The sequence below is a fragment of the Mangrovimonas sp. TPBH4 genome, assembly GCF_001280505.1.
GTDB lineage: Bacteria > Bacteroidota > Bacteroidia > Flavobacteriales > Flavobacteriaceae > Mangrovimonas_A.
Genome location: NZ_LBIO01000042.1, coordinates 181549 through 207047 on the forward strand (window position 1 = coordinate 181549; position 25499 = coordinate 207047).

Genomic DNA, 25499 nt, shown 5'->3' on the forward strand with positions numbered 1-25499 from the left:
TGCTATGAAACACATAACAAAATATACCTTAGCCTCTCTAGTGGCTATGAGTTTGATAAACTGTACTGGGGATTTTGAGGATATCAATACCGATCCAAATGGGATTTCCCAGGCCAGTTTAACGCAGCAAAACAACCATATTGGATCTCGTTTTTCGCCGCTATTTTCAAATGTCATTCGTGTAGAGCCGGCTTGGAACTACCAATTGCAACAAAACTTGAATGCCGATGTGTTTTCTGGTTACATGACGGCGCCAACACCTTTCGCAGGAAACATCAATAATCAAACCTACGCCTTGGTAAATGGTTGGAACGGATTTATTTGGAGCGATGCATATGATGCGGCTAACGGTAATGGTGTCATGCCATATGCTCGCGAGATCTGGCAGCAAGTGGAATTATCGGGAGATGAGAGTGGATACAAATTTGTGTATTTGGCAAACATCATTAAGGTAATGGCCATGCATCGTATTTCCGATGTGTTTGGACCTATTCGTTATACAAAATACAACGATTACGAAACCACTGGGCAATATGATTCGCAAGAAGAAGCTTATGCTGCTTTCTTTGCTGATTTGGATGAAGCTATCGATGGCTTGGAGGCATATGTAGGTGATGCTCAGTTTGTAGCTTTCGATCAATCCAGTTTTGCTGGTGATATTGCCAAATGGAGAACTTTTGCCAATTCTTTGAGATTGCGCTTGGCAATTAGAGTGTCTAAAGTGAATCCAACTTTGGCACAAACAGAAGGTGAAAAAGCATTTAACAGTAATGCAGGACTATTAGATGAAACTATGACCATTGATATGGGAGGTTTTGTGCACCCAATCTATACCATCAGTAAAGTTTGGGGAGATATCTGTATGAGTGCCGAAATGGAATCGATTCTCAAAGGATTTAATGATCCAAGAATTACCAAATTTTTTGATGCGCCTTTGGATGAAGCCTTAGGGGATTATAAAGGGATCAGACAGGGAATTGAAATTGAAGCGAAAGCGCAATACGGAAGCCATTCTTTAATTGGCGAAGCAGTTGAAGGCGATTCAAAAGTATGGATGACAGCGGCTGAAATTCATTTCTTAAAAGCTGAAGCGGCTCTTAGGGGCTGGACTGGTGCAGGAGATGCACAGGCTAATTATGAAGCGGGTGTGATGGCCTCTTTTGCACAATTTGGTGTTGGTGGTGCTGATGCTTATTTAGCGGATGCTACAAGTACTCCGAATGATTTTATAGATGCTTTAAATCCTGACAATGATTATTCATATCCAAGTGAGGTGACTGTGGCATTTAATACGGCAGGAACCAATGAGGAAAAATTGGAGCAAATCATCACCCAAAAATGGATTGCCATGTTCCCTGATGGCCAAGAGGCCTGGAGTGAATTTAGACGTACGGGATATCCAAGAGTATTCCCAGTGGTTGTGAACAACAGTGGTGGTGAAATAGATACTGATATTCAAATTAGACGTATCAATTTCGTTGATAGCGAAATCAATACCAATGGGGAGAATGTGCAAACTGCCGTGGGCTATCTTAATGGTCCCGATACAGGAGGGACGCGTTTATGGTGGGATACCGGAGGATCTAACTTTTAATTTTTTTCATATTCATTTTAGTTAGCAGAAAGGCAAGCGGGAGTTCAATTTTCCGCTTGTTTTATCAACATATCATTAAAAAAGAAATTTAGCATGAAACTGGATATTGCAGATTATAACAGTATCGTATATAGGGAAGCAGGGAAGTTTGAAGAAACCCGTTTTGAAAAAATCCACAACGTTATCTTTAAAACTTCCAATGAGGCCTCCATTTTGGTGGCTCATGAAATTGCTGATTTGATTAGGGGGAAGGCGGCCAAAAACCAACCTTGTGTGTTGGGGTTGGCGACAGGGTCGTCTCCCATTAAGGTGTATGAGGAGCTTGTTCGCATGCACAAAGAGGAGGGGTTGAGTTTTGTCAATGTGATTACATTCAACCTAGATGAGTATTATCCTATGGATAAAAGCAATATCCAAAGTTACCATTACTTTATGCACCAGCATTTGTTCGATCATGTCGATATTCTGCCGGAGAATGTTCATATTCCAGACGGTAAAGTAAGTCCGGATGAACTGTATCAATATTGTATTGATTATGAATTGAAAATTAAAGCCGTTGGTGGTATAGATTTTCAGTTGTTGGGAATTGGAAGAACGGGACACATTGGTTTTAATGAGCCAGGGTCTCATTATAACTCTGCTACGCGAAGTATTACCTTGGATCACTTAACTAGAAGTGATGCGGCGCATTCGTTTTTAGGTATAGACAATGTTCCAAGAAAAGCCATTACCATGGGCGTGGGAACGGTTAGAAATGCCCGAAGAATCGTCCTGTTGGCCTGGGGTGTGAGTAAGGCGGAAATCATCAAAAAAACTATTGAAGGCGAAATTACCGCCCATGTTCCTGCTACTTATTTACAGGAGCACGACAATACTACTTTTGTGCTTGATGAAGGTGCTTCGGAAGAATTAACACGTGTAAAAACACCGTGGTTAGTAACGTCCTGTGTGTGGACCGAAGAGCTTAAGTTGAAAGCCGTGGTTTGGCTAAGTGAGTTGACAGGGAAGCCTATTTTGAAGTTAACCGATAAGGATTACAACGATAATGGAATGTCAGGATTACTTACGGAAGAGGGCACAGCGTACGATTTGAATATTAAGATGTTCAATAAGCTGCAACATACCATTACAGGGTGGCCGGGAGGAAAACCAAATGCAGATGACTCCAATCGTCCTGAACGTGCTGATATTCCTAAGAAACGGGTCATAATTTTTAGTCCGCACCCTGATGATGATGTCATTTCTATGGGAGGAACTTTCGATCGATTGGTAGAGCAAGGACATGGGGTTCATATTGCTTATCAAACCTCTGGAAACATTGCGGTGTCTGATGAAGAAGCTTTAAAGTTTGCAGAAATCTCCAAAGCCTTGAATTCACATTCTAACGGAGCTGATATAATCATTGAGTTTTTAAAGAAGAAAACCCAGAATGATGTTGATTCATTGGAAGCGAGAAAGCTCAAGGCTATGATTCGTCGAAGTGAGTCCTTGGCAGCAACTAGGTATTTAGGGTTGCCCGATGATCAAGTACACTTTTTGGACTTGCCATTTTACGAAACTGGGACTATTAAAAAGAACAATTTGTCCCAAGATGACTTAGAAATCATGTGCAATCTTATTGAAACAATCAAACCGCATCAAATCTATGCGGCCGGTGATTTGGCCGATCCACATGGAACCCATAAAGTATGTTTAGATGTGTTGTTTGAAGCTCTGGATGTTTTAAAACAAAGGGACTACATGAAAGACTGCTGGGTTTGGTTGTACCGTGGTGCTTGGCATGAATGGGAAACCTATCAAATAGAGATGGCAGTGCCTTTAAGTCCGGACCAAGTACTTAGAAAACGACATGCAATTTTCTATCACCAAACACAAAAGGATGGGGTGATGTTTCAAGGGGATGACTCCAGGGAATTTTGGGTGAGGGTAGAAGACAGAAACCGATTAACGGCAAAAAAATATAACGATTTGGGCTTGGCGGAATACGCCGCTATAGAAGCTTTTAAGCGATACCACTTTTAGTTTATGAAACAATTATTAAGGATTTTTTTCTTCCTAATGGTCTTTGTGGGATATTCCCAAAATAGCCTTATGGAAACATACAATCTGATGCCTTGGCCATCAGAAATTAGGAAACATAATACTAGATTGGTTGTTGACTCAGAACTTACTATTTCCATTAACGGAAATAGTAAGGGACGTGTTTATACGGCGGCTACAAAGTTTTTAAGACGATTGTCTGGGAGAACAGGTGTGTTTCTGGATAAAGGATTTCCTGTGGAAAATGTTCAGGGAACGATTCAAATTGCATTTGATGAGGTTTCCAATTTAACCATTGAAACAGACGAGTCGTATTCTTTGGAGATTAAGGAGGATTACGTCCTAATAAAAGCCAAAACCGATGTTGGTGCCTTAAGAGCTTTGGAAACTTTGCAGCAAACAGTGACTTCCAATGGAACTCAATACTATTTTCCTGGGCTTTCCATTAATGACCGGCCGCGTTTTGTTTGGCGAGGTTTGATGATTGACGTGGCAAGGCATTTTCAGCCGGTAGATGTTTTAAAGCGAAATTTAGACGCCATGGCTTCCGTGAAAATGAATGTGTTTCATTGGCATTTGATAGATGATCAAGGATTTCGTATAGAGTCTAAGGTGTTTCCAGAGCTTACAGAATTGGCTTCAGATGGTTTGTTTTATACCCAAGAACAAATCAAGGATGTGGTGGCTTATGCCAATAAGTTAGGGATACGTGTGGTCCCTGAATTTGATGTACCGGGACATGCTTCGGCTATTTTAACGGCTTTTCCAGAACTAGGGAGTAAGCCTGGGTATGTGTACGAAGTGGAACGTTATTCAGGCGTTTTTGACCCTACGTTGGATCCAACAAATGATGAAACCTATGTGTTTCTAGAGCATTTGTTTACAGAAATGACCCCCTTGTTTCCGGATGCTTATTTTCATATTGGAGGCGACGAGAATGAAGGCAAACATTGGGGTGAGAATGAGCAAATTCAAAAGTTTAAGCGTCAGCATAAATTGAAGACGAACCATGATCTTCAAACCTATTTCAATATTAAGTTGGAAGTGATTCTAAATAAATTAGGCAAAAAGTTGATGGGCTGGGATGAAATCATGACCGAGAATATGCCAACAACGGCGGTAATCCATTCTTGGAGAGGAGAAAATGAAGGGTTTTCAAAAGGAGAAACGCTGATTACTGCAGCCAAGTCGGGCTACAATACGGTACTGTCTGATGGATTTTATATCGATAGGATGCAGTCTGTGGTGGAACATTATTCGGTTGAACCCATTGGCGATGCAAAATTGACAGCCGAAGAGCGTAAACGTATTTTGGGTGGTGAAGTAACGATGTGGAGTGAATTGGTAACACCGTTTACAATTGATTCTAGAATTTGGCCAAGAACGGCAGCTATTGCTGAACGATTCTGGTCACCAAAGGAAGTGAATGATGTTGACTTGATGTTGCCTCGTCTTGATGAGGTAAGTTTTAGATTGGAGGAATTGGGGATCACACATCTCAAAAACCGTGATGTCATTTTAAGAATTATGACCAATAATCAAAATATTCAGCCCTTGATTGAATTGTTAAATATTTGTGAGCCTTTGGAAATTTATACAAGAAACGAAGGAGGTACCGAGTACAAAACCTATTCGCCATTTACATTGTTTGCAGATGCCTGTGTTGCCGATGCTGATAATAAGTTTGCATTTAAGGAAATTGTTCAAGGCTATATAACGAATTCTTCCAAGGAGTCTAAGCAAAGTGTTTTGGATTGGTTAAATGGTTGGGGAGAAAATCATCAGGAATTAATGAAAATACAGAATGCTCCAAATGTGCAGCCACTTCTTCCATTGTCTGAATCTTTGAGTGAAACCGCTTCATTATTGTCTGAAATTCTGGATGATAAACAGGTTTCCCAAAAGCAGTTGGATGAACTAAAAAGGTTAATGGAAAAACTTAAAGAACCTTATGTAGATGTGGAACTGGTGATTGTGGAAGATTTGGAAAAACTGGTGCTGTTTTCTGAACAAAACTACACAAGAAAATAACATGGTAGTTGTTGCAGATAGTGGTTCTTCCAAATGTGATTGGGTGTTTTGTGTGTCAGGGTATGAGCCCATCAAGATTAGAGCCCGAGGATTAAATCCGTCTATATCCAACAAAAAAGCCTTGTTGGATATTTTAAAAAATACGGATGAGGTTTTGTTGCATGGGGAAAAGGTGCGTCACGTTTATTTTTATGGAGCCGGATGCAATACTGTTGAGAGCAAAAATGTGATGAAAGATGTTTTGGTGGAAGTGTTTCCCAATGCTTATTTTGACGTGGAAGAAGATTTAATGGCTGCAGTAAAAGCTACCGTTAATGACAAATCGGGAGTCGTATGCATTTTGGGAACTGGTTCTAATGCATGTTATTTTGATGGAACTGAAATTATCACCAAAGTACCTTCGTTGGGATATGTTTTGATGGATGAAGGCAGCGGTAATTACTTCGGCAGGGAGCTATTAAAAAGCTATTACTATCAACAAATGCCGGAAGATTTGAGAATGGCATTTTCAAAGCAATTTTCAATGGAGGAGAAGGAAGTGCTCCATAGGTTGTATAAGTGCAATGCGCCTAACAAATACTTGGCGCAATTTGCCCCATTTTTAGTGGAACATAAGTTGCATGGGTTTGCACGAGAACTATTGGTTCAGGGCTTTTCAGCGTTTATTGATAACCAATTGATGCAGTATTCAGAAGAGTTGAAAACATGTCAGCTGCACTTTGTGGGGTCTATAGCTTTTTACGCTCAGGATGTGCTTCAAGAGGTGCTTGCTACTTATGATTTTCAGGCCGAGAGTTTTGTGAAATGTCCCATGGATAATTTGGTTCAAGCCATGTTGAACGACAATTCAATTCAACTTAAATAGTGTCAATGTGCAAATTGAAATTGATGGTGATAACATCGTCTACTTTAATGAGCCCCATTAGTTTTTTAGGGTTTTCCAAACCGAAGTCTCGGATGTTCAGTTGCAATTTTCCTAAAATGGATAAATCATCCTTGCCGTCGTAAGTAACGGGAACCGTATATTCTTTGGTTTTACCGGCAATTTTAAAATCGACCTTGGCGTCTACTAAATTTTTATCGATTGTTGAAGGAGAAACTTCCTTTAAGATCAGGTAAATATCTGGGTAGGTTTCTGCTTTAATTAAATCCTGAAAATCTTTATTGATGAGTTTTTTGCCACAATCAAAAAGATAGGTGTTCAATTTTAGTTTGGCCTTTTTAAAATATATGATATCTCCTTTTTTTCTAAATTCAACGGGAATGGGTTCTTCTAGAGTTTTGGAATCGAACCCGCAATTAAATTTATTGATGTTTGTGTTACCTACGATAGTCAGCTTGCTGTCCGGATGTATTTTTACATTGATTTTGTAAGTTCCAGTAGTGGAAGATACACACAATAAAATGCACAAAAAGACTAGCGTAGGTAATACAAACTTTTTCATTAATAGAATTCACTTAAATATATGGACTTAAAAGCGTTTCTGCTTTAGAAACTTATAACGGCCTCTACCATAAGGCCGTCAAATTTACCGTCTTCAAGTCTTCCAGTTGCCCCATCGTAGTTTTGGGACACATATTCTACTTTTGTTAAAATATTTTTGGTCATAAACCATCCTGCGGCTGCCTGAAATCTTTCAACGGTAACATCATCGGTATCGTCATATTCTGAATTTACGACATTATACCGACCGCCAAGATAAAAATTTTCTCTGTGACCAAAGCGATAAATTAGTTCGGCTGCGTATTGTTGTGTTTTTCCGTCTTTTCTGGGTGTGATTACAACAACATCATCCACGATACTGGAACTGGCATTTGTGGATCCCGAAGTGTTTTCAATGGTTCCAAATAATTCCAGTCCACCCCATTTAACAAAAGGGTTAAACATGATGGCGGTAATACTATTTCTGAAACTAGGAGAAAAGCGTCCGGATCTAAAGGCACTGGAACCGGGGGCTTCCAAAATACTGTAGTATCTGGACCCGGCTCTGTCTGCAGTATAGAGGTAGAGGCTGGGTACATATCCTGTGTTGTACAAGGATCCTGTTAGCCTAATTCTAATATTGTCGGTGATTTGTTTATCATATCCCAATTTGGCCAAAAAGGAAGCGCCGCCTGTTTTGCCGTTGGAACCCTCAACTACAGATTGGTTTAACTTTCCGTTAGCCATCCCAATCATTGCTATAAAACCATTTCTTTGATGATACACTTCGGCCCCTACTTCTGTGGTAAAGGAGTCCATGATTAAATTCCCAACGAAGGGATTGTAAATGGCTTGGGCATTATCGGTTCTTCTAAAGTGAGCATCCCCGTAGTTGTTTTCCATGTGTCCAATCCTAATGGTGGTATATTTCATAAACCCGTCCATAAGGCCATCGCTAAGGAAGCTTAAATTGTCAATTTGGAAATACCCGCCTTTCACATAGGGTTCAGGGTGGTGACGTGAGGATAAATAGGTTCGTAAGTGCATTCTAACTCCAGGGGCCAATGCTACATCCAAATCTAAGTTGGCCGTCGCCAAGTTGAAGTTGTAGCCTATAGATTCCAATTCTGCGGCTCCTGAATTTTCATGTTCCAAGGCTTGGAACTGCAAAGCAAATGAACCGCCTATTCTTACTTTGATATGTTCAAAAGTTAAAATACTGTCCTTAGGATCTTCAAAAACGTTGATTCCGTCTTGGTCTGGATACCTATAATTGTCGAGATGTCGTTTTTGGGCATGCATGGAGATGCTTCCCAAAAATATACTAGCTAGTACTAAGCATTTAATGGTTGCTTTCATAATGTTTAAAATTAGTGGTTGAAAAATGGATGGATTATTGGTTTAAAACAGACGAAAACTTAATGGTTACCTCGTCACCTGTTTTAACGGTACCAAAAACCGCTGTAGGAGGGTCAATCTTGAAAGTGGACATCTTAAAAGATTTTGAACCGTTAAGTTTTACAGTGCTGCCGCTCACTTCCATGGTGAAATCTAAATCCGTGGAATTTGTAACGCCGGCAATACTTAAATCTCCAGTGGCGCTGACCTTGAATTTGCCATCGCTGACCTTGGAAATACTTTTTACCTTGGTGAGTTTAAAAGAAATGGTCTTGTTGGATTTGGTTTTTAAAGCAGTGTACGTGTTTTTGTCCATAGCAGATTTACCGCTTTTTAAACTTTCGGCTTCAATTTCTACCGATAGCGAGCTAATGGAAGGCTCTGCTCCAGAATTGTCAATAACAATGCTGCCTTTTTGCTTTTCTGCTACTTCTTCCCAATCATGTAAACTAGAAGTCCCTTCCACAGTTAATTTGGAAGAGGAATTGTTTAGCGTGAATGTTTGCGCCGAGACTTGAAAAGAAATGAAACAGAGGCAAAGTCCAAAAGTAAGACTCATAATGCTGTTTGTAAGAGTAATTTTTTTCATAACTGATGGATTAAAAGTGTTCTAAAGATAGTAAATATATTGAATACTAAGTATTTAGGTGTTTGTAAATTGTTGTGTATTGGTTTGTGGGGTTATCAATATTTTAGGTTTTTGAAGATTTATAGGAAGAAAAGCTTTGGGCTTTTTTATAGTTTTATACCTAAATAAATTATATGAAGCTAAAGTATATTTTAGGGATTTTGGGGCTGATGTTTGTGAGTTGTAAACAAGAGGAAAAGAATGAGGGGAAATTTATGCCTTCCAATCCTCAATTTGAATATAAAGGGAGAGTGGCTGCCCATGACAACGGCGATAGGGCTTTAGTGGGATCGGCGTCTTCAGTAGCCTTTGCTGTAAAGGGGGATTCAGTAACGGTATGTTTGAAATCTGAATACAAACCACGAAATTATGTAGTGGTCACTATTGATGGAAAATATCATAAAAGACACACTATTAAAGGTGATAGTGTAAACAAAATGGTGCTCAAATTGGATGGTAATGAAAGCCATCACATAGAAATTTTTAAAGCCACCGAAGCTGCTAGTGGCGAGGTGATTTTTAAAGGCATCGAAACTGAAGAATTGTTGCCTGTTGAAGATAATAAGGCTCTGTCTATTGAGTTTATTGGGGATTCCATTACCTGTGGGGCTTTGGCGGATAATAGTGGGATTCCATGTAATGAGGGGGAATATATCGATCAGCATAATGCTTATTTAGCCTATGGGCCAAGAGTGGCTAGAGCTTTGGAGGCTAATTTCGTACTGAGTTCTGTGTCCGGTATAGGAATGTATCGTAACTGGAATGATGAGAATATAGAAGAGCCTATTATGCCGCAGGTTTATGAAAATTTATATCTCAACGCCGATAGTTCAAAACCCTACGATTTTTCGTTTCAGCCTGATTTGGTGAGCATTTGTTTAGGGACTAACGATATGTCCAACGGAGATGGAGTGAAAGATCGCCTGCCATTTAATGCGGATAAGTTTACGGAGAATTACATTAACTTCGTAAAATTGATTTACGGTCATTATCCCAATACTAAAATTGCATTGCTCAACAGTCCTATGATTCAGGGAGAAAACAATGAGGTGTTGGTGAATTGTCTAGAAAAAGTACAAGCCTATTTCAAAGAAACTATGCAAAAGGAGATTGCTGTTTTTCAGTTTGATACTTTGTATGTTAATGGCTGTAATTACCATCCAAGTGTTGAAGAAAATGAAATCATGGCAAAACAGTTGCTGCCATTCTATCAAGAAATACTGAATAAAAACTAAAAAGATTATGTATACGGCTTCCAAAAAACGGTATGATACCATGCAGTATCGCAGATGTGGAAATAGTGGTTTGCTATTGCCTGAATTGTCACTGGGTTTGTGGCATAATTTTGGGCATGTGGACGAATTTGGCAAGGGAAAGAAAATTTTGCATACGGCATTCGATAAAGGGATTACCCATTTTGATTTAGCCAATAACTATGGTCCGCCTCCTGGGTCTGCCGAGGAAAATTTCGGGAAGATCATGAAAAAAAGCTTTGCCCCTTATAGAGATGAAATGGTTATTTCCACCAAGGCGGGTTATTTAATGTGGCCTGGGCCTTATGGCGAATGGGGTTCCAAAAAGTATTTGGTGGCCAGTTTGGATCAAAGTTTAAAGCGTATGTGCTTGGAGTACGTGGACATTTTTTATAGTCACAGACCAGATCCCAATACGCCTTTGGAGGAGACTATGAAGGCTTTGGATTTAATAGTGAGACAGGGGAAGGCTCTGTACGTGGGCATCTCCTCCTATAGTGCGGAAGACACCAAAAAAGCTGCGAAAATATTGAAGGATTTGGGAACGCCTTGCTTGATCCATCAGCCTAGATATAATATGATGGACCGTTGGGTCGAGGGAGGCTTGTTGGATGTTTTGGAAGATGAAGGTGTGGGCTGTATTCCGTTTTCACCTTTGGAGCAGGGTATTTTGACCTCCAAATATTTGAAAGGGATTCCAGAAGATTCCAGGGCAGCCAAAAGTACAGGGTTTCTTCAGTTGGATCAGGTCACTGCCGAAAAAGTATCGAAAGCTCAAAAGTTAAATGCTATTGCCGAAAACCGGGGTCAAAGTTTGGCACAAATGGCGGTTGCGTGGTTGTTGAAGGATGAGCGGGTGACTTCCGTTTTGATAGGGGTAAGCAGTAAAAAACAGTTGCTGGATAATTTGGGGGCTTTGGAAAATAAAACCTTTTCAACTTCGGAATTGGAAGCGATTGAAACCATTTTAAATGACACAAATGCGTAACCTTTTTTTTATAGCAAGTTTCTTGATTGTTCAAGGGATTTGGGCCAATATCAGTTTGCCGGCCATATTTTCAGATCATATGGTCTTGCAGCAAAATGCCAATGTGAAATTTTGGGGTTGGGCGGCACCTGATGAAGAAGTGGTGATTCAGCCTTCATGGACTTCTGAAGTTTATAAGGTGAAAGCCAATGTCCAGGCCCAATGGGAAATGGATATTCAAACACCTAAAGCAGGGGAAGGTCATTCCATCAAGATTTTGGGATATAATTCCATTGAAATTAAAGATGTTTTGATTGGGGAAGTTTGGTTGTGTTCAGGGCAGTCCAATATGGAAATGTCTCCAGCTTGGGGCATTAAAAACAATGATGAGGTTGCCAAAGCTAATGTACCCAATCTGCGATTTTTTAGAGTGACTAAAACAACATCTATTTATCCCCAAAATAACCTGCCGGGAACATGGGAAGTGTGTACGCCGGAGACTATGAAAAATAACAGTGCTGTGGGCTATTTCTTTGCGCAACAGCTTCAAAGGGAATTACCAGATACTCCTGTTGGTTTAGTAGTGTCCGCTTGGGGAGGAACGCCTATTGAAGCGTGGACTCCAGAAGCAACGATATTTGAAAGTCCAGTTTTAAATGCAGCAGCCCAAAAGTTGGAGGCTGTCCCTTACGGGCCCATTGAACCAGGTAGAATTTTTAATGCGATGATACAGCCATTGGTGGGCTATCAATTGACTGGGGCGCTTTGGTATCAAGGAGAAGCCAATGTTGGGGTAGATACCTATGATGTGTCTTTAGAGGCGATGATTCAATCTTGGAGGAAATTGTGGAAAGCCGAATTTCCATTTTACTATGTGCAAATAGCGCCTTATAACTATGGGGAGGATATCTATTCAGCAGTGAAAATTAGAAATGCCCAACGTCAGGTTTTGGACCGTGTTGCCAATACCGGAATGGTGGTGATTGATGATGTGTCTACGGTTGATGATATTCATCCTAAGGATAAAAAATCGGTTGGGATTAGGCTTGCCAATTTGGCTTTAAACAAGCGTTATAATGTAATTGATGAAGTTGCCGAAGGACCTTTGTTCGAAAGTGTAGATTTTGATGGAAAAAGGGCTGTTTTGACTTTCAAAAATAATGATGGTCTATATCTGTCATCCTCGGAATCTTTGTTTGAAATTGCAGGAGAAGATAAAGTGTTTTATGAAGCCAATGCAAAGTTGGTTAAAGGATACTTAGAATTGAAGGCAAAGGAGGTTAAGGCTCCAAAATATGTGAGGTTTGCTTGGAACAACTCCTATCAATCCAATTTGTTTAACGGTGCCCATTTACCGGCTTCTTGTTTTACTACAGAATAAAAAAAATCCCCGAATATTTTTCGGGGATTTTTTTAGCTATTTAAGTAGACTGTCATTAGCTTTTTTGATCAATTCCAAGGTGGAGGTGTCTGAGGCAAACACCGAATTCAAACCTTGTGGTTCTTGTGGAGGATCGGCACTAAAGTCGTCGCCATGTTGCCATTTTCCGTTTGAAGGATTGGTTTTGGCGTATCCTGCAAAGCCCCAAAAGTTCAAACCGGCCAATACACCTTGCTTTGCTTTGCTGTCCAAAATTCTATTGAAAATAGCACTGTAAAAAGTATTTCTGTTCTCGATGGAAGCGTCTAGAGAAAGACTTTCTTTTTCTCTAGGAAATCCAAACTCCGACATTACGATTGGTTTTTGCTGTTTTTGGGCAATAGCAATATGTTCATTCATATAGGCATTAGCCTTCTCGATGGATTCTTGGGTAGTGACTTTTTCGTTGTCAATATCATACCATCCCCAGTTTTTTGGCCACATATGCATGGTTAAGTAATCGATGTTTGGATTATCGTGCAATCTCTCATACATAGCGAGATCTTGAAGATAGCTAGCTTTTCCTTCGGCTCCGGTTGAGATGAGGTGTACAGAATCCAAAGATTCCATAAGATCTACCGTTTCTTTAAGCCAACTGGAAAATGCTGCTTCGTGATCTGGTGTCATCAATACACGAGGTTCGTTGGCCACTTGCCAAGACATGATGGTATTGTCTTCGGTGTATTTTAAGCCGGTGTAGGCATTGGTTCTTCCCATAATGAATTTTACATGCTTGTAAAAAGCTTCTTTACATGGTTCGCAACTGTGGAACTGCTTGGTGTAGTTCATGTATTGGTCCCAAGTGTATTGTTCCAAGAATGGGTTAGGAACTTCGCCGTAACCGTTCCATTTCAAGTATTCAGACATTCCTCCGGACCAAATCCAGTTGTTGTTTAAATACAAAATGGCATACATGTTGCGTTTGCGCATTTCGGCCATCAGGAAATCAAGACCATCCAACAAATCTTCATTATAAACCCCTTGTTCAGGTTGCAGGGCAGGGTGCACCCTGGAGTCGCCACCATCACCTTCGGCGCCAGCCAAAATTCTAAGGTTGTCAATTCCTATAGATTTCATGAGGTCAAGCTCCTTGATCAAGCGCTCTCTGTCGCCTCCGTTTTTGGCCCCAATAAGCGGTCCGTACCAATAATTGGCGCCTACGAAATAGTAAGGTTGGTCTCCCTTATAAAATTTGGAATCCTTTACTTGGATTAAAGGTACTTCGTTGAGGGCGATTTCAGTGGTAGTATTGTTGTCTTGTACAACAGTTTGTTCTTTGGCGTTCTCTTTACACGAAAAAGCCATGAGTAATGATAGTAATAGAGTTGGGTAAATTCGCATTGTTTAATGGTTATGGTAATGAATACATGTCTGGAAGTTCGTTTTCCAGCGTAGATTTAGATTTGTCCGTAAATTCTATAAAATCTGCCACGTCCGATTGTCCAGGCACAGGGGTGCAATACGTGTTTTCGCTATTGCTCCAAAACATCATATAGGCAACATGGTTGTTGTTTTCTGTGATGGCGTTGTACAGATTTGTAGAATAGAAGTTGGAAATTGGATTGTTTTCTCCAGGGGTCACAAAATAGCCAGTTTCCGTAAGGGCGGCAATTTTTACTTTCTCCTTAGCTAAATCCGAAACGATTTTAAGCTTGTTGTTGGCAGCGGTCACACCACTTTGCCCTTGATTGTCGAAATCGCCATAGTTGTCCATTCCTAAAATGTCTACATAGGCATCGCCGGGATATCTGGACAAATATTCTACCGAAGAGCTGAATTGATTGTCTGGTGAAAAGGCAAATAAGATATTGTCGATGTTTAAAGTGTCCTTAAGATAGGTAACGGTGAACTGCCACCCGGTTTTAAACTCCTGTGCTGTACAGTAATCTTCTCCCCACCAAAACCAATGACCGTCAAATTCGTGGAAGGGTCTAAAAATAAATGGGATTTTCTTGCCGTCAGAGCCTATCATGTTATTGGCGACTTCTGCTACCTTGTCCAGTTTTTCCTTGTAATAGTCATGATTGGCACCTCCGGGAAGGATGCTTTTAAAGGCGTTGTTTTTTTGGAATTCGGTCATTTCGCTGGTGTAGAAATGTTCACCTTCGTAAGGCTCTCTTAGGTGCCATGTAAAACCAACAACCATGCCTTTGTTGTAAGCTTCAATGGTGTGGGAAGTTATTTGCTGTTCTTGTTGGTAGAACCAATTTCCAGAGGTGCCATCGTTTTGGTCGTCTGTGATGAACATAAAATCCAGTCCGATTAATCCAGGGTCACTTCCTGTAGTTTTCTTGATATCCGAATCCCCAGAATTGTTATTGTAAAAACTACTGAAAGCATCTTGTTGTCCAATAATGAATTTGGTTCTTGATAATGTCTTTAGGTTGTAGAACAAGGCTACAGTTTCGGCCGTGGCGTTTGGGTTGACCATGTAATTTGGGGTGTCCTCTGCCTGTAAAATAAAGTCTTCTGGAATTTCCGAAATGGTGATTGTGGCCGAATTTGGATTGCCGATAATTGCATTGCTGCTCACCTCTATAATTTCAATTTCTACGGTTTCATCTCCTTCGGTTTCGAGATCGTCGATTATGGTTAAAGGAATGGTAAAGCTTGTAGTGTTTGCTGGGATGGTTGCCGTGTTGGAAATGGCTTGATAATCTTCTCCGTTGGTCGCGCTTCCGTTGATGCTTAATGTAACCGTGGTGGCGGAACTGGAGGCTCCGGTAAGCGTTAGTTTGAAAGAACTGTTGGTGCCTGGTTCCTCAGCGGTGCTGTTTGTAGCGGCAATACTCACCTTTGGAAGGGTGTCTCCATCTCCATCGGAGTCGCTATCGCTTGAACAATTGAACAGCGTCCAAAAGATAGTGGTAAGCATTGCTAATTTGGCAAGTGTTTTCATGGTGTTATGGTTTTGGACTCAACATGATGCAGGCGCGCGATGTGTGGTATGGTGCCTTCCACATGCTAATTTTGTCCTCGTTTTCATAAGGTATTCCTTTGTCATTAACCCTAAAATGCCACTCTCCATTTTTGTGGTCTATCAAATGGATTTTGGTAAACTCCCAAATAGGAAGGGAAGCTGAAAGATACTTTTGATCTTTGCTTATATGATAGGCATAATTGAGACCAACCAAAGCTTCTACCTGTGGCCACCAGTGACGATCAAGGTCAATATGATTGGTGCTTAGGTTCTTTTCATTGAGTACGGCACCTTCTTTATCAATACCTTCGGAAAGAAAAGCATCGGCTACTTGAATTGCAATGGCTTCACATTCTTTAATCAGTTCGTCATCACTAAGTGCTTTTGCGGCTTCAATCACCAACCATGCAGTTTCTATGTCGTGACCATAGGAAATAGTATTGCTCAAGAGATTCCACTCTTCATCAAAAAATAAATCGTAGTGATAGGTTTTGTTTAAGAAGGTGTCATTGAACAAACTTATGAGCTCGTGAAGCGAAGCCCTTAAGTTAGGATGGTCATAAATTTTTAGTAATGAAGTGTAGGCTTCCAAAACATGAAGGTGGGTGTTCATGGTTTTGGCGGCATTCATATCTTTTTCGCTCAAGCGCATATCTTCAATAGGTGTCCAATCTTCATTAAAAGCTTCTAAATAGCCCTTGCGCTCGTTATCCTTGGCGTGCGTTTCTAAAAGTTGAAACAATTCAATGGCCCACTGTTTGGAAGTTTTATCACCGGTTAAAAGATAATATTCAGATAGCGCATAAATACCAAATGCTTGTGCGTATACCTGTTTACGTTTGTTGATGGGAGCTCCCGTATAATCGAGTTCCCAAAACAAGCCTTTATGAATTGTATCCCTAAAATAGTCGTTTAGGTATGTAAAGGCTCTATCGCAAATGTCTTTGTAAGTGTCTGTTTTTAAATGATTGGAGGCTGCTGAAAATGACCATAAAATGCGCGTGTTCAAAATGATTCCTTTGGAAGCCAATGGGACTAACTCATTGAAATGATTTCTTGTTCCAACGAAACCACCAAATTCCATATCGAGCGTATTGTCTACCCAATAATTGAGAATGCGTTTCAGTTCAGCAGCAAGCTCCTGTTGTAAATTTTTATATGCCTGAAGCATTATAATGCCTTGTTTTTATTGATGAGGTCAATGATGTTTTGCACCGATCCTGCCGAAATAAAGGTGTCCTCGGGAGTGTTGATGACATAATCGACCAATTTGTCAACGGTAGAAGTGGCCACATGCATTCTGGTGTCTGAAGAAGCATAGTAGATATAAACCGTTCCATCTGTATCTTCAATCCATCCGTTTACAAACAAAACGTTGGAAACATCGCCTACACGCTCGTTGCCGATAGGTCCCATAAAATGACCGGCGGGTTGATGCGTTACCTTGGAAATATCATTCAAATCTGTCATAAACATGTACAAGGTATAACGCAGTCCAGCTGCAGTGTTACGAACACCGTGAGCCAAGTGTAGCCATCCTTTGTCGGTCTTGATTGGGGCTGGCCCCAAACCGTTTTTCAATTCGTAAACGGTATGGTATTCTTTATTGTTGATGATGGTTTCATTTTCTACAACGGGGTTGTTCATGTCTTCGATGAAACCAAGGCCAATTCCTCCGCCACTTCCAACACTGATGAATCCATCTTGAGGTCTGGTGTAAAGGGCGTATTTGCCATTTACAAATTCTGGGTGCATTACCACATTGCGCTGTTGTCCTGTATTGGAAATAAGGTCAGGCAGGCGTTCCCAAGTCATTAAATCTTTGGTGCGAACAATTCCTGCATTGGCTACCGCTGCACTGGTATCTCCAGCAGGGGCATCAGGGTCTTTGCGTTCGGTACAAAAGATGCCGTAAATCCAACCGTCCTCGTGCTGGGTCAAGCGCATGTCGTAGACATTGGTATCTGGATTGCCTTCAATTTGGGGAATCACACAGGGTTGGTCCCAAAACTGAAAATTATCAATTCCGTTATCGCTTTCTGCCATAGCAAAAAAGGACTTTCTGTCGTTTCCTTCAACTCTTACACATAACACGTATTTTCCCTTCCATTTGATGGCGCCTGCATTAAAGGTGGCATTAAAGCCAATGCGTTCCAAGGCATTTGGATTGGTGTTCTCGTTTAAATCGAATCGCCAATGTAGCGGTACATGAGCAGCTGTAACAATAGGGTTTTTATAGCGGTTATATATGCCGTTAGAGCTGAAAATAGCTTCGTTTTTTTGAGCGATCAATGCGTCAAATTCTTCCTTAACTTTTTGAAGTTTGGGGCCAACAGGGTAAACATCGTTTTGCATCATCTTAGTCTAATTTTTCTTCTAAATTATTCCACCAATATTTTTTCAATAGGAATACGCAAACAATTAAAATGGCTATTGAAATGTATATTGGCAATGTCTGTCTGAAAATGAGGTACATTGGAAGGATTACCAAAACGGTCTGGGCAATGGTACCAATAAGCACATTGAACATGTCTCTTCCAAAGTCTGTATTTTTTTTGAAACCAGGGGTTTCGGTTTCCAATTTATCATGGATTGGTTTCCAAAATCCCCATGGGCGTACGTTTTTGTAAAAAGTTTTCAGTACTTCCTCGTCGGTAGGAGGTGCGGAGTAGGTGCCTATTACACAGCCTATCAAAGAAATGATTAATAGGAGAGGGAATAGATAAAGGCCTAAAACATTTGGGAACAGTTCAGGAATGATGGCGGCCGATAGCAAACCTGCGGCCATTCCCCAGAAAAACCCTTCCCCGTTAAAGCGCCACCAGTGCCATTTGAGGATGTTGGCACCTACATAACTTCCGTAGAGCACAGAAACAATCCATTGCAATACCGAGTTGACATCTTTGGCAAAGAAGCCCAATACAATACTGATGAGCACTACTACAATACCTGTGAGGTAGTTCATGTTTTTAATCTGGTTGGCACTGGCATTCGGAGCCTTGTATTTTAGGTAAATGTCATTTACCAGGTAGGCTTGTGCGGCATTTAAAGTCCCTGCGAAAGTGGACATGAAGGCGGCAATCAATCCTGCTAATAATAGTCCAAGTAGGCCAACAGGTACAAATTGCATGATGGCGGTTGGAAGGATCAATTCAAAATCGATATTCCCAGCAGCATTTTCCAAGTTCAGTTTTTCGTAGTAGATCAAGGCTAAAGCGGCGAACCCGGCAATCATTAAGTAACGGATTGGCATTAAAATAACCGATACAAATCCGCTCATTTTAGACGCTTCGGCCGGCGATTTTGTGGATAGAATTTTTTGCATGTCGTAGGTTGGTGCTGGACCAGCAACACTCACTAAAACCCCTTTAAAGACCATCATCATAAAGAAAATAGTGAAGAGTCCAAAGCCGTCTTCCTTGATTTTTTGGTTCACTTCTGGGATGATATTACTCCAGTCTAAATTAAGTTCCCAGCCAAAGAATGGACTTTTCCAGCCATCTGGAACATTGAGTCCTTGCGCTCCAACGGCTTGGAACCCGAGGCAGCCTATTACCAAAGCGGCAATGGTCATGATGGCAAATTGGACCACATCAGCCCAAACAATTCCAGACATTCCTCCCAACAGGGAGTAGAACACGGCGAACAGGGTAAAGATGGTTCCGTAGAAATGAGGTACGTATTCTGGGGTTACATGGAATGGCACATAGTTGCTGACCATTTCCCATGGAATGAAAATTTCGATGAATTTTCCAAGGCCTATAAAACCGTAGGCTAGATAGCCTAAACACATGATCAAGGCGAAAATCACTACAATTATATGGGAAAGTTTTGCGCCTTTTTTGAATCCAAAGCGCGTCCCAATCCATTCCGCACCGGTTGTGGCATTAGATCGTCTCAACCATTTCGAAAGGTAGACCATCAAGAATATTTGGTTAAACACGGGCCAGAGCCATGGAATCCATGCGCTTTTGATTCCGTACACAAACATGAGGGTTACCAGCCAAATAGTTCCTGAAATGTCAAACATTCCTGAGGCATTGGAGAGACCCAACATGTACCAAGGAATGGATTTTCCTCCCAATAAATAATCATCTTTACTTTTTTGTGCTCTTTTCCTTAGGTAAAGCCCAATAAAAACGATGGTTGCCAAATACATTAGGATGATAATAATATCAACGGTGTGCAATAATTTCATAAGTTAGTTTTTTATGTCCTGCAAAAATAAAGTTTTAGGAAGGGCTTTAAAGGTTTTAAAGTCATTTTCGCTAGGGTGGCCCTTGTAGGGCATATAATGATGGTCGGTTCGGGCATTCCTCCAGAACAATACCCATGCTATGCCAGTATTTTCTATGACTGGGTACAATATTTGGGTAAACCAATTTGGGGTGGATAAGGTTTCTAGGCCTGTTTCGGTAAAAGCATATAGTTTTCCTTTTTGGCTTGCGATATCTTTTACGATTTTTAAATCATTCACAACTGATTTTATATAATCTTCCGAATTTTTAAAGTCGTAAATGTCAATTCCCAATATGTCCACATAATTGTCACCGGGGTAGTATTTAAGGTAATCGTCTGTAGGGTTGAGTTTGTTTGGGGAATAGACGTAAAGCAGGTTGTGAACTTCGTGTTTGTCTCTCAAAAGTTCGAGAGTTTCTATCCAAAGCGTTTTGTAATCTTCAGCGCTGCAGTTTCCTTCTCCCCACCAAAACCAAGAGCCGTTCATTTCGTGGAAGGGTCTAAAAATGACAGGAACCATTTCGGTTTCAGTCTTAAGTGATTTCATGAAATCGGCCACTCTGGAAACCCAAAGTTCATAGGTGTCTCTGTGTTTACCTCCTTTGATGATGTCTTGCACGGCAGATGTTTTATCCCAAGAATTTCCTCCAGATGAAGGGTTGTCCAAATGCCAGCTTATCGTGATAATGCCTCCTTTTTTATGAGCGTCGAGGATCAAGTCTTTCATTAATTTAAATGGCACCGAATCTAGATTTCTGTCGTTACCAAGTTCAAGGTGCCCGATGTCAAAGCCATAAACGGCGGGATAATCTCCGCAGACCTCATGAACATCACTTTTTATGGTTGTAGGGTTTTGTTCGTAAAGCCATCCTAATCCATAAGAAGTAGCATCTTGGTGTCCTATTGCGAAGCCTTTTTTGGAAGAGGCTTCCAATTTTTGATAAAGATTTTTTACACTTTTTGATACTTTTTTGTCAGAAAGTTGCAATTCTGGAGCTTCTTTATGTTGGGCTTGCGCACAAGCGAAGTTGAGAGCTAAAAAAAGAATTGCAAATTTCTCTATGAATGCATTTTTATTAATGATAATCTGCATTTTTTGTGACTTGATTTAGTTATTTGATATTTTTATGCGGTATAATTGTAAAATATCTATTTTTGTTAAGTAAAAATTACAGTATTCAAAATTAAACATACAGCTAACATATTCATGATATTATTTTATCAATATGTTACAATATAATTGCAAATTAAATGGACATACTTAAAAAGGTGCATCGTGAGATTACGCCCTTGTCTCCCGAAGATAGCTTCTTAGTGTTTGACAGAATCAAGAACGATTTTGATTTTCCTATTCATTTTCATCCAGAGTACGAGCTCAATTTTATCAGTAATGGCAAGGGAGTGAAGCGTGTAGTTGGGGATAGTGTAGAGGTGATTGATGATGTGGAGTTGGTGTTGGTTGGACCTAATCTGCACCACGGTTGGTTGACTCATGATTGTAAAAGTGATGCCATTCATGAAGTGACGATTCAGTTTCATGAGAACCTTTTGAACAGGGAGTTGTTGTCCAGAAAAATAATGAAGTCCATCAAGGACATGTTTGAGAGATCCATCCATGGAATTTTGTTTTCCAAAAAGACCGCAGCTGAGATTGGGGAGCGTCTTGGGCAGGTTTCCAAATTGGATGGAATGGACTATTTTTTGGAGTTGGTATCTATTCTTCACGACCTCGCCAACTCTAGGAATCAAAGGCTTTTGTCTACTTATACAGTGAATCGTGACAATTTTGAAAATAGTGATAAGATTAAGATTGTGTATGAGTTTGTGCAAGACAATTTTGAAAAGAAAATATCTCTTACTGAAGTAGCGGAATTGGTTAATATGAGCAATGTGTCCTTTAACCGCTTTATGAAAAAGAGAACCGGAAAAACTTTTGTGGATTATGTGAATGATGTTAGGATTGGTTATGCCTCGATGTGGCTGTTGGAAAAGGATATGAGTATTTCTGAAATAGCTTTCAATTCTGGATTTAACAACATTGCTAATTTCAATAGAGTATTTAAAAAACTTAAAAATTGTACGCCTACTCAGTATAAGAACGAATTTTCTGGTATCAAACGGATTCTGTAAGAAAGGGTTAGGGTTTAAAGTGTTAGAGCAAGAGGTGGTTTTAGTTTAGTGCTTGGTGTTGTGTAAGTTGTTGCGAGTGAATTGTTTACTTGTGTGAGAGGTGTTTGGGCTTATTTATTTTATCTGGAAGTGAATTATTTTATAGGTAAATGACAAAATAATATTAACAGTAGCTTAACATTTGCGTTAAATTTGAATATGACAAAAATCTCATTAATTAATTGTATTAATATCAATTATACGGCGCTTAAAATTAAAATTACTTAAATATACTGTACTAACACTTTAACAACATGCGAAAATTTGATCTGAAAAACATTTATAGGTGTACAAAATATTGTTACGCCTTTTTGTTCTTTTTTCTAGCGGGACAATTTGCTTTTGCCCAATCTCAGGTTACTGGAACTGTCAGTGATGAAAATGGGATGGCGCTGCCAGGGGTGAACATTCTAGAAAAGGGAACAACCAAGGGAGCTGTTACAGATTTTGATGGAAACTATACGATTAATGTCAGCCAAAATGCGACCTTGATTTTTAGTTACCTGGGTTTTGTAACGCAGGAAGTCCCTGTTGCGGGAAGAACCGTTGTGAATGTTACCCTTAAAGAAAACTTGGAGAGTCTTCAAGAAGTTGTCGTGATTGGATATGGATCGCAATTGAAGGAAGATTTGAGTGGTTCTGTGGCTACTGTAGATACCGAGGCGATTCAAAATATGCCTCAGGTAAGTGTGGACCAGTTGATTCAGGGACGTGCTTCCGGGGTGAACGTTACTCTTAACTCTGGCCAGCCTGGTAGTGCGGTGTCTGTAAGGATTCGTGGAGTGAACACCATTTCTGGGTCTGGAGAGCCTTTGTATATTATTGATGGGGTTCCTATTTCTGGGGACACCAACAATATTGCAACCAGTGGGCGTTCCATAGCCGATAACAATATTGGTCAAGGAGATGGTGCTACAGACGTAAGTCCATTGGCGGCACTTAATCCAAATGATATTGAAACGCTTAACGTTTTAAAAGATGCTTCTGCTACAGCAATCTACGGTTCTAGAGGTGCTAATGGGGTGGTAATCATTACTACTAAAAGCGGAAAAACCAAAAAGGGATCGCTTAAGTACAATACGTTCATGGCCATTCAGCGTCCTACAAATTTCATCGACGTGATGAACTTGCAGCAATATGCAAGATTGCAAAATGAAATAGGGACTATATATGGTTTGAATCTTCAGCCTGAGTTTGCGAATCCAAGTTTGTTAGGTGAAGGTACTAATTGGCAAAGCGCCATTTTTGATGATGCCTTGATGCAAAGTCATGAACTGTCTTTCTCAGGGGGAAACGACAATATGAATTACTTCATATCTGCAGGGTTTTTGGATCAAGAAGGAACTGTAATAGGTTCAGGATTCGACAGGATCAATATTAGGTCTAATATTTCGGCGAACGTTACAGATAAAATTACGGTTGGGGCTAATTTGACGGCTAGTAGGACTAAAGATCAATTAACATTGAATAATGCTACAAACGGTATTGTTTTCTTATCTTTAATGAACAACCCTGCTACCGCGGTTTACAATCCAGATGGATCTTTTGCCGGTCCAGATGAAGATGATGACTTTAAAAATGAAAACCCAATTGCTAAGGCCTTAAGCCTTAAAAATACCTTGACTCGTAATCGTCTTTTTGGAAATATGTTTGCCGAAGTTCAATTGGGCAATAAAATTACCTATAGGGCTGAGTTTGGAGGTGACTTTGGTTTTAATTTAAGTGATAGATTTCAGCCTACTTTTACTTATGGTGAAATTACAGGAGGGGAGAGTTCCCTGAACGTAAGAAGGGAAAATAACGATTTTTGGATCGTTAAAAACTTAGTGACCTATAATGATCGGTTCAATGATAAGCATGATTTGACTGTGCTTTTAGGACAAGAAGCTCAAGAGTCTAGTTGGGAAGGTGTCATAGGGAGTGATGGAGATTTTGTGAGCAATGATGTGCCAATTTTGGGTACTGGTGATGCCAATGATAACAATGAGCAATATAAAGGGAGTAATGCGTTGGCCTCTTTCTTTGGAAGGGTGATTTATTCTTTTGATAATCGTTATAATATCACGGCTTCTTTAAGGGCGGATGGATCTTCGAAATTTGCCAATGGCAAAAAATGGGGGTATTTTCCTTCGATTTCAGGAGCTTGGAGATTGTCTAATGAAAACTTTATGAGTGATTTTGATGCCATACAGAATATTAAACTTTACGGAGGATATGGCGAGGTTGGTAACCAGGCTATTGAAAATTTCGCTTATGGCGCAAGATTGAGTACCATTTCTACAGGTGTAGGGACAGGATTTGAATATGCTAATTTCCCCAATGAAGATTTAAAATGGGAATCTTCACAGCAAACCAATTTTGGTTTGGATTTCTCTTTATTCGATTCTCGTTTTGGAGCGACGGTTGAATTGTACAACAAGGTGTCTAAGGATTTCTTGTACCAATTGACGGTTACTGATTTTGTCACTGGTGGTAATTCTCCAGGATCCATTGGAGCACCTTGGGTAAACCTTGGGGAAATGCAAAATAAAGGGGTTGATGTTACCTTAAGCTATAAAACTATTGGAAGCGGGGATTTTTCATATAGCTCCTCTTTAACGTTTTCGAAGTATGAAAACAGAGTTAACGAACTTCTAGGTGATTTGACCATTTACGGTACGGTTACCATGAATACTTCCAACCAAATTATAACCATTACCGAGGTGGGTGAGCCAATCGGGATGTTTTACGGATACCAAGTGGAAGGCATGTTTAGAACTGTAGAAGATATGGAAGGTGCTCCAATACAATTCGGACGTCCTTTTGAAGATGCTTTATTCTCGACTACTTGGTTAGGAGACTTGAAGTTTAAGGATGTGAACGGTGATGGCGTGATTGATACCAACGATAGAACGGTGATTGGTAACCCGCACCCAGACTTTACATTTGGATTCCAAAACTCATTCAGCTATAAAAATTTAGACCTTTCCATTTTTATGCAGGGGTCCTACGGAAATGATGTGTTTAATGCTGTGGCAAGAAACTTAACTGCAGGAAATGCTACACATACCAACCAGTCGCCTTCAGTATTGGATTATTGGTCAATAGACAATCCAAATGCAAGTTCTCCAAGACTGGCTAGAAATGATACGCCAAACATTAATATTTCAGATCGCTATATCGAAGATGGGTCGTATTTGAGAATCCAAAACGTGACACTTGGGTATACCCTGCCAATTGATGTAACAAGATCTGTAGGAATTAATCGATTGAGATGTTATGGAATGATCCAAAACCTTTACACCTTCACCAACTACTCGGGATACGATCCGGAAGTTGGGGTGTATAACCAAAATGCGCTACTTATGGGAGTGGACAACGGACGTTATCCAACCCCAAGGATTTTTACGCTAGGATTTAATTTAGAATTTTAAAAAC

Annotated in this window: 18 protein-coding genes; 9 read left to right on the forward strand and 9 right to left on the reverse strand. The window is 40.2% G+C overall.

Annotated elements, in window-relative coordinates:
• Positions 1 to 4 precede the first annotated feature (4 nt).
• The 4 genes from ZA05_RS06530 (at position 5) to ZA05_RS06545 (ending at position 6530) form a co-directional block, all read left to right on the forward strand.
• Positions 5 to 1594, forward strand: a complete 1590-nt coding sequence (locus tag ZA05_RS06530; RefSeq protein ID WP_053990874.1) for a RagB/SusD family nutrient uptake outer membrane protein — start codon at positions 5 to 7, stop codon at positions 1592 to 1594.
• 93 nt (positions 1595 to 1687) lie between these two features.
• Positions 1688 to 3616 (forward strand): glucosamine-6-phosphate deaminase, encoded by a 1929-nt coding sequence (nagB, locus tag ZA05_RS06535; protein ID WP_053990875.1) that lies wholly within the window; start codon positions 1688 to 1690, stop codon positions 3614 to 3616.
• A 69-nt stretch (positions 3617 to 3685) separates the two neighbouring features.
• Entirely contained in the window at positions 3686 to 5665 is a 1980-nt protein-coding gene (locus ZA05_RS06540; RefSeq protein WP_231632460.1) for a family 20 glycosylhydrolase, read from the forward strand.
• Position 5666: 1 nt separating this feature from the next.
• Entirely contained in the window at positions 5667 to 6530 is an 864-nt protein-coding gene (locus ZA05_RS06545; protein ID WP_053990877.1) for a hypothetical protein, read from the forward strand.
• Here the strand turns inward: ZA05_RS06545 and ZA05_RS06550 are convergent.
• Genes ZA05_RS06550 through ZA05_RS06560 form a run of 3 tightly spaced genes read right to left on the reverse strand, consistent with a single transcriptional unit; the run spans position 6523 to position 9075 of the window.
• Complete coding sequence (locus tag ZA05_RS06550) at positions 6523 to 7110, reverse strand: YceI family protein (protein ID WP_053990878.1); 588 nt, start codon at positions 7108 to 7110, stop codon at positions 6523 to 6525. The two genes, ZA05_RS06545 and ZA05_RS06550, sit on opposite strands and share 8 nt — an antisense overlap.
• A 44-nt stretch (positions 7111 to 7154) precedes the next feature.
• The gene (locus ZA05_RS06555; RefSeq protein WP_053990879.1) at positions 7155 to 8447 is read right to left on the reverse strand and encodes a hypothetical protein; all 1293 of its coding nucleotides are present in this window, start codon (positions 8445 to 8447) and stop codon (positions 7155 to 7157) included.
• A 34-nt stretch (positions 8448 to 8481) separates the two neighbouring features.
• Positions 8482 to 9075: a YceI family protein gene (locus ZA05_RS06560; RefSeq protein WP_053990880.1), complete on the reverse strand. Its 594-nt coding sequence runs from the start codon at positions 9073 to 9075 to the stop codon at positions 8482 to 8484.
• A 173-nt stretch (positions 9076 to 9248) separates the two neighbouring features.
• On the opposite strand from ZA05_RS06560, the gene ZA05_RS06565 reads away from it, so the two are divergent.
• Genes ZA05_RS06565 through ZA05_RS06575 form a run of 3 tightly spaced genes read left to right on the forward strand, consistent with a single transcriptional unit; the run spans position 9249 to position 12715 of the window.
• Positions 9249 to 10349, forward strand: a complete 1101-nt coding sequence (locus ZA05_RS06565) for an SGNH/GDSL hydrolase family protein (protein WP_053990881.1) — start codon at positions 9249 to 9251, stop codon at positions 10347 to 10349.
• A gap of 7 nt (positions 10350 to 10356) precedes the next feature.
• Positions 10357 to 11355, forward strand: a complete 999-nt coding sequence (mgrA, locus tag ZA05_RS06570; RefSeq protein WP_053990882.1) for an L-glyceraldehyde 3-phosphate reductase — start codon at positions 10357 to 10359, stop codon at positions 11353 to 11355.
• A complete protein-coding gene (locus ZA05_RS06575; protein ID WP_053991043.1) occupies positions 11348 to 12715 on the forward strand; it encodes a sialate O-acetylesterase in 1368 nt (455 codons plus the stop codon). The genes mgrA and ZA05_RS06575 overlap by 8 nt, the downstream gene beginning before the upstream one ends.
• A 36-nt stretch (positions 12716 to 12751) precedes the next feature.
• On the opposite strand, the gene ZA05_RS06580 is transcribed toward ZA05_RS06575, so the two are convergent.
• From ZA05_RS06580 to ZA05_RS06605, 6 genes are read right to left on the reverse strand one after another with little or no spacing between them, the layout of a single operon-like run.
• On the reverse strand, positions 12752 to 14059 hold the full coding sequence (locus ZA05_RS06580; protein WP_053990883.1) for a hypothetical protein: 1308 nt from the start codon (positions 14057 to 14059) through the stop codon (positions 12752 to 12754).
• A 46-nt stretch (positions 14060 to 14105) separates the two neighbouring features.
• On the reverse strand, positions 14106 to 15653 hold the full coding sequence (locus tag ZA05_RS06585; RefSeq protein ID WP_053990884.1) for a glycosyl hydrolase: 1548 nt from the start codon (positions 15651 to 15653) through the stop codon (positions 14106 to 14108).
• 4 nt (positions 15654 to 15657) lie between these two features.
• Complete coding sequence (locus ZA05_RS06590; protein ID WP_053990885.1) at positions 15658 to 16845, reverse strand: AGE family epimerase/isomerase; 1188 nt, start codon at positions 16843 to 16845, stop codon at positions 15658 to 15660.
• The gene (locus ZA05_RS06595; protein ID WP_304437597.1) at positions 16845 to 18032 is read right to left on the reverse strand and encodes a glycosidase; all 1188 of its coding nucleotides are present in this window, start codon (positions 18030 to 18032) and stop codon (positions 16845 to 16847) included. Before ZA05_RS06595 ends, ZA05_RS06590 begins: the two co-directional genes overlap by 1 nt.
• A gap of 1 nt (position 18033) precedes the next feature.
• The gene (locus ZA05_RS06600) at positions 18034 to 19872 is read right to left on the reverse strand and encodes a sodium:solute symporter family protein (RefSeq protein ID WP_053990886.1); all 1839 of its coding nucleotides are present in this window, start codon (positions 19870 to 19872) and stop codon (positions 18034 to 18036) included.
• 3 nt (positions 19873 to 19875) lie between these two features.
• A complete protein-coding gene (locus ZA05_RS06605) occupies positions 19876 to 21006 on the reverse strand; it encodes a glycoside hydrolase family 26 protein (RefSeq protein ID WP_053990887.1) in 1131 nt (376 codons plus the stop codon).
• Between the two features lie 158 nt (positions 21007 to 21164).
• Here ZA05_RS06605 and ZA05_RS06610 point away from each other — a divergent pair, with 158 nt between their 5' ends.
• Entirely contained in the window at positions 21165 to 22043 is an 879-nt protein-coding gene (locus ZA05_RS06610; protein ID WP_053990888.1) for an AraC family transcriptional regulator, read from the forward strand.
• Between the two features lie 350 nt (positions 22044 to 22393).
• The gene (locus ZA05_RS06615; protein WP_197276057.1) at positions 22394 to 25495 is read left to right on the forward strand and encodes a TonB-dependent receptor; all 3102 of its coding nucleotides are present in this window, start codon (positions 22394 to 22396) and stop codon (positions 25493 to 25495) included.
• Positions 25496 to 25499 lie beyond the last annotated feature (4 nt).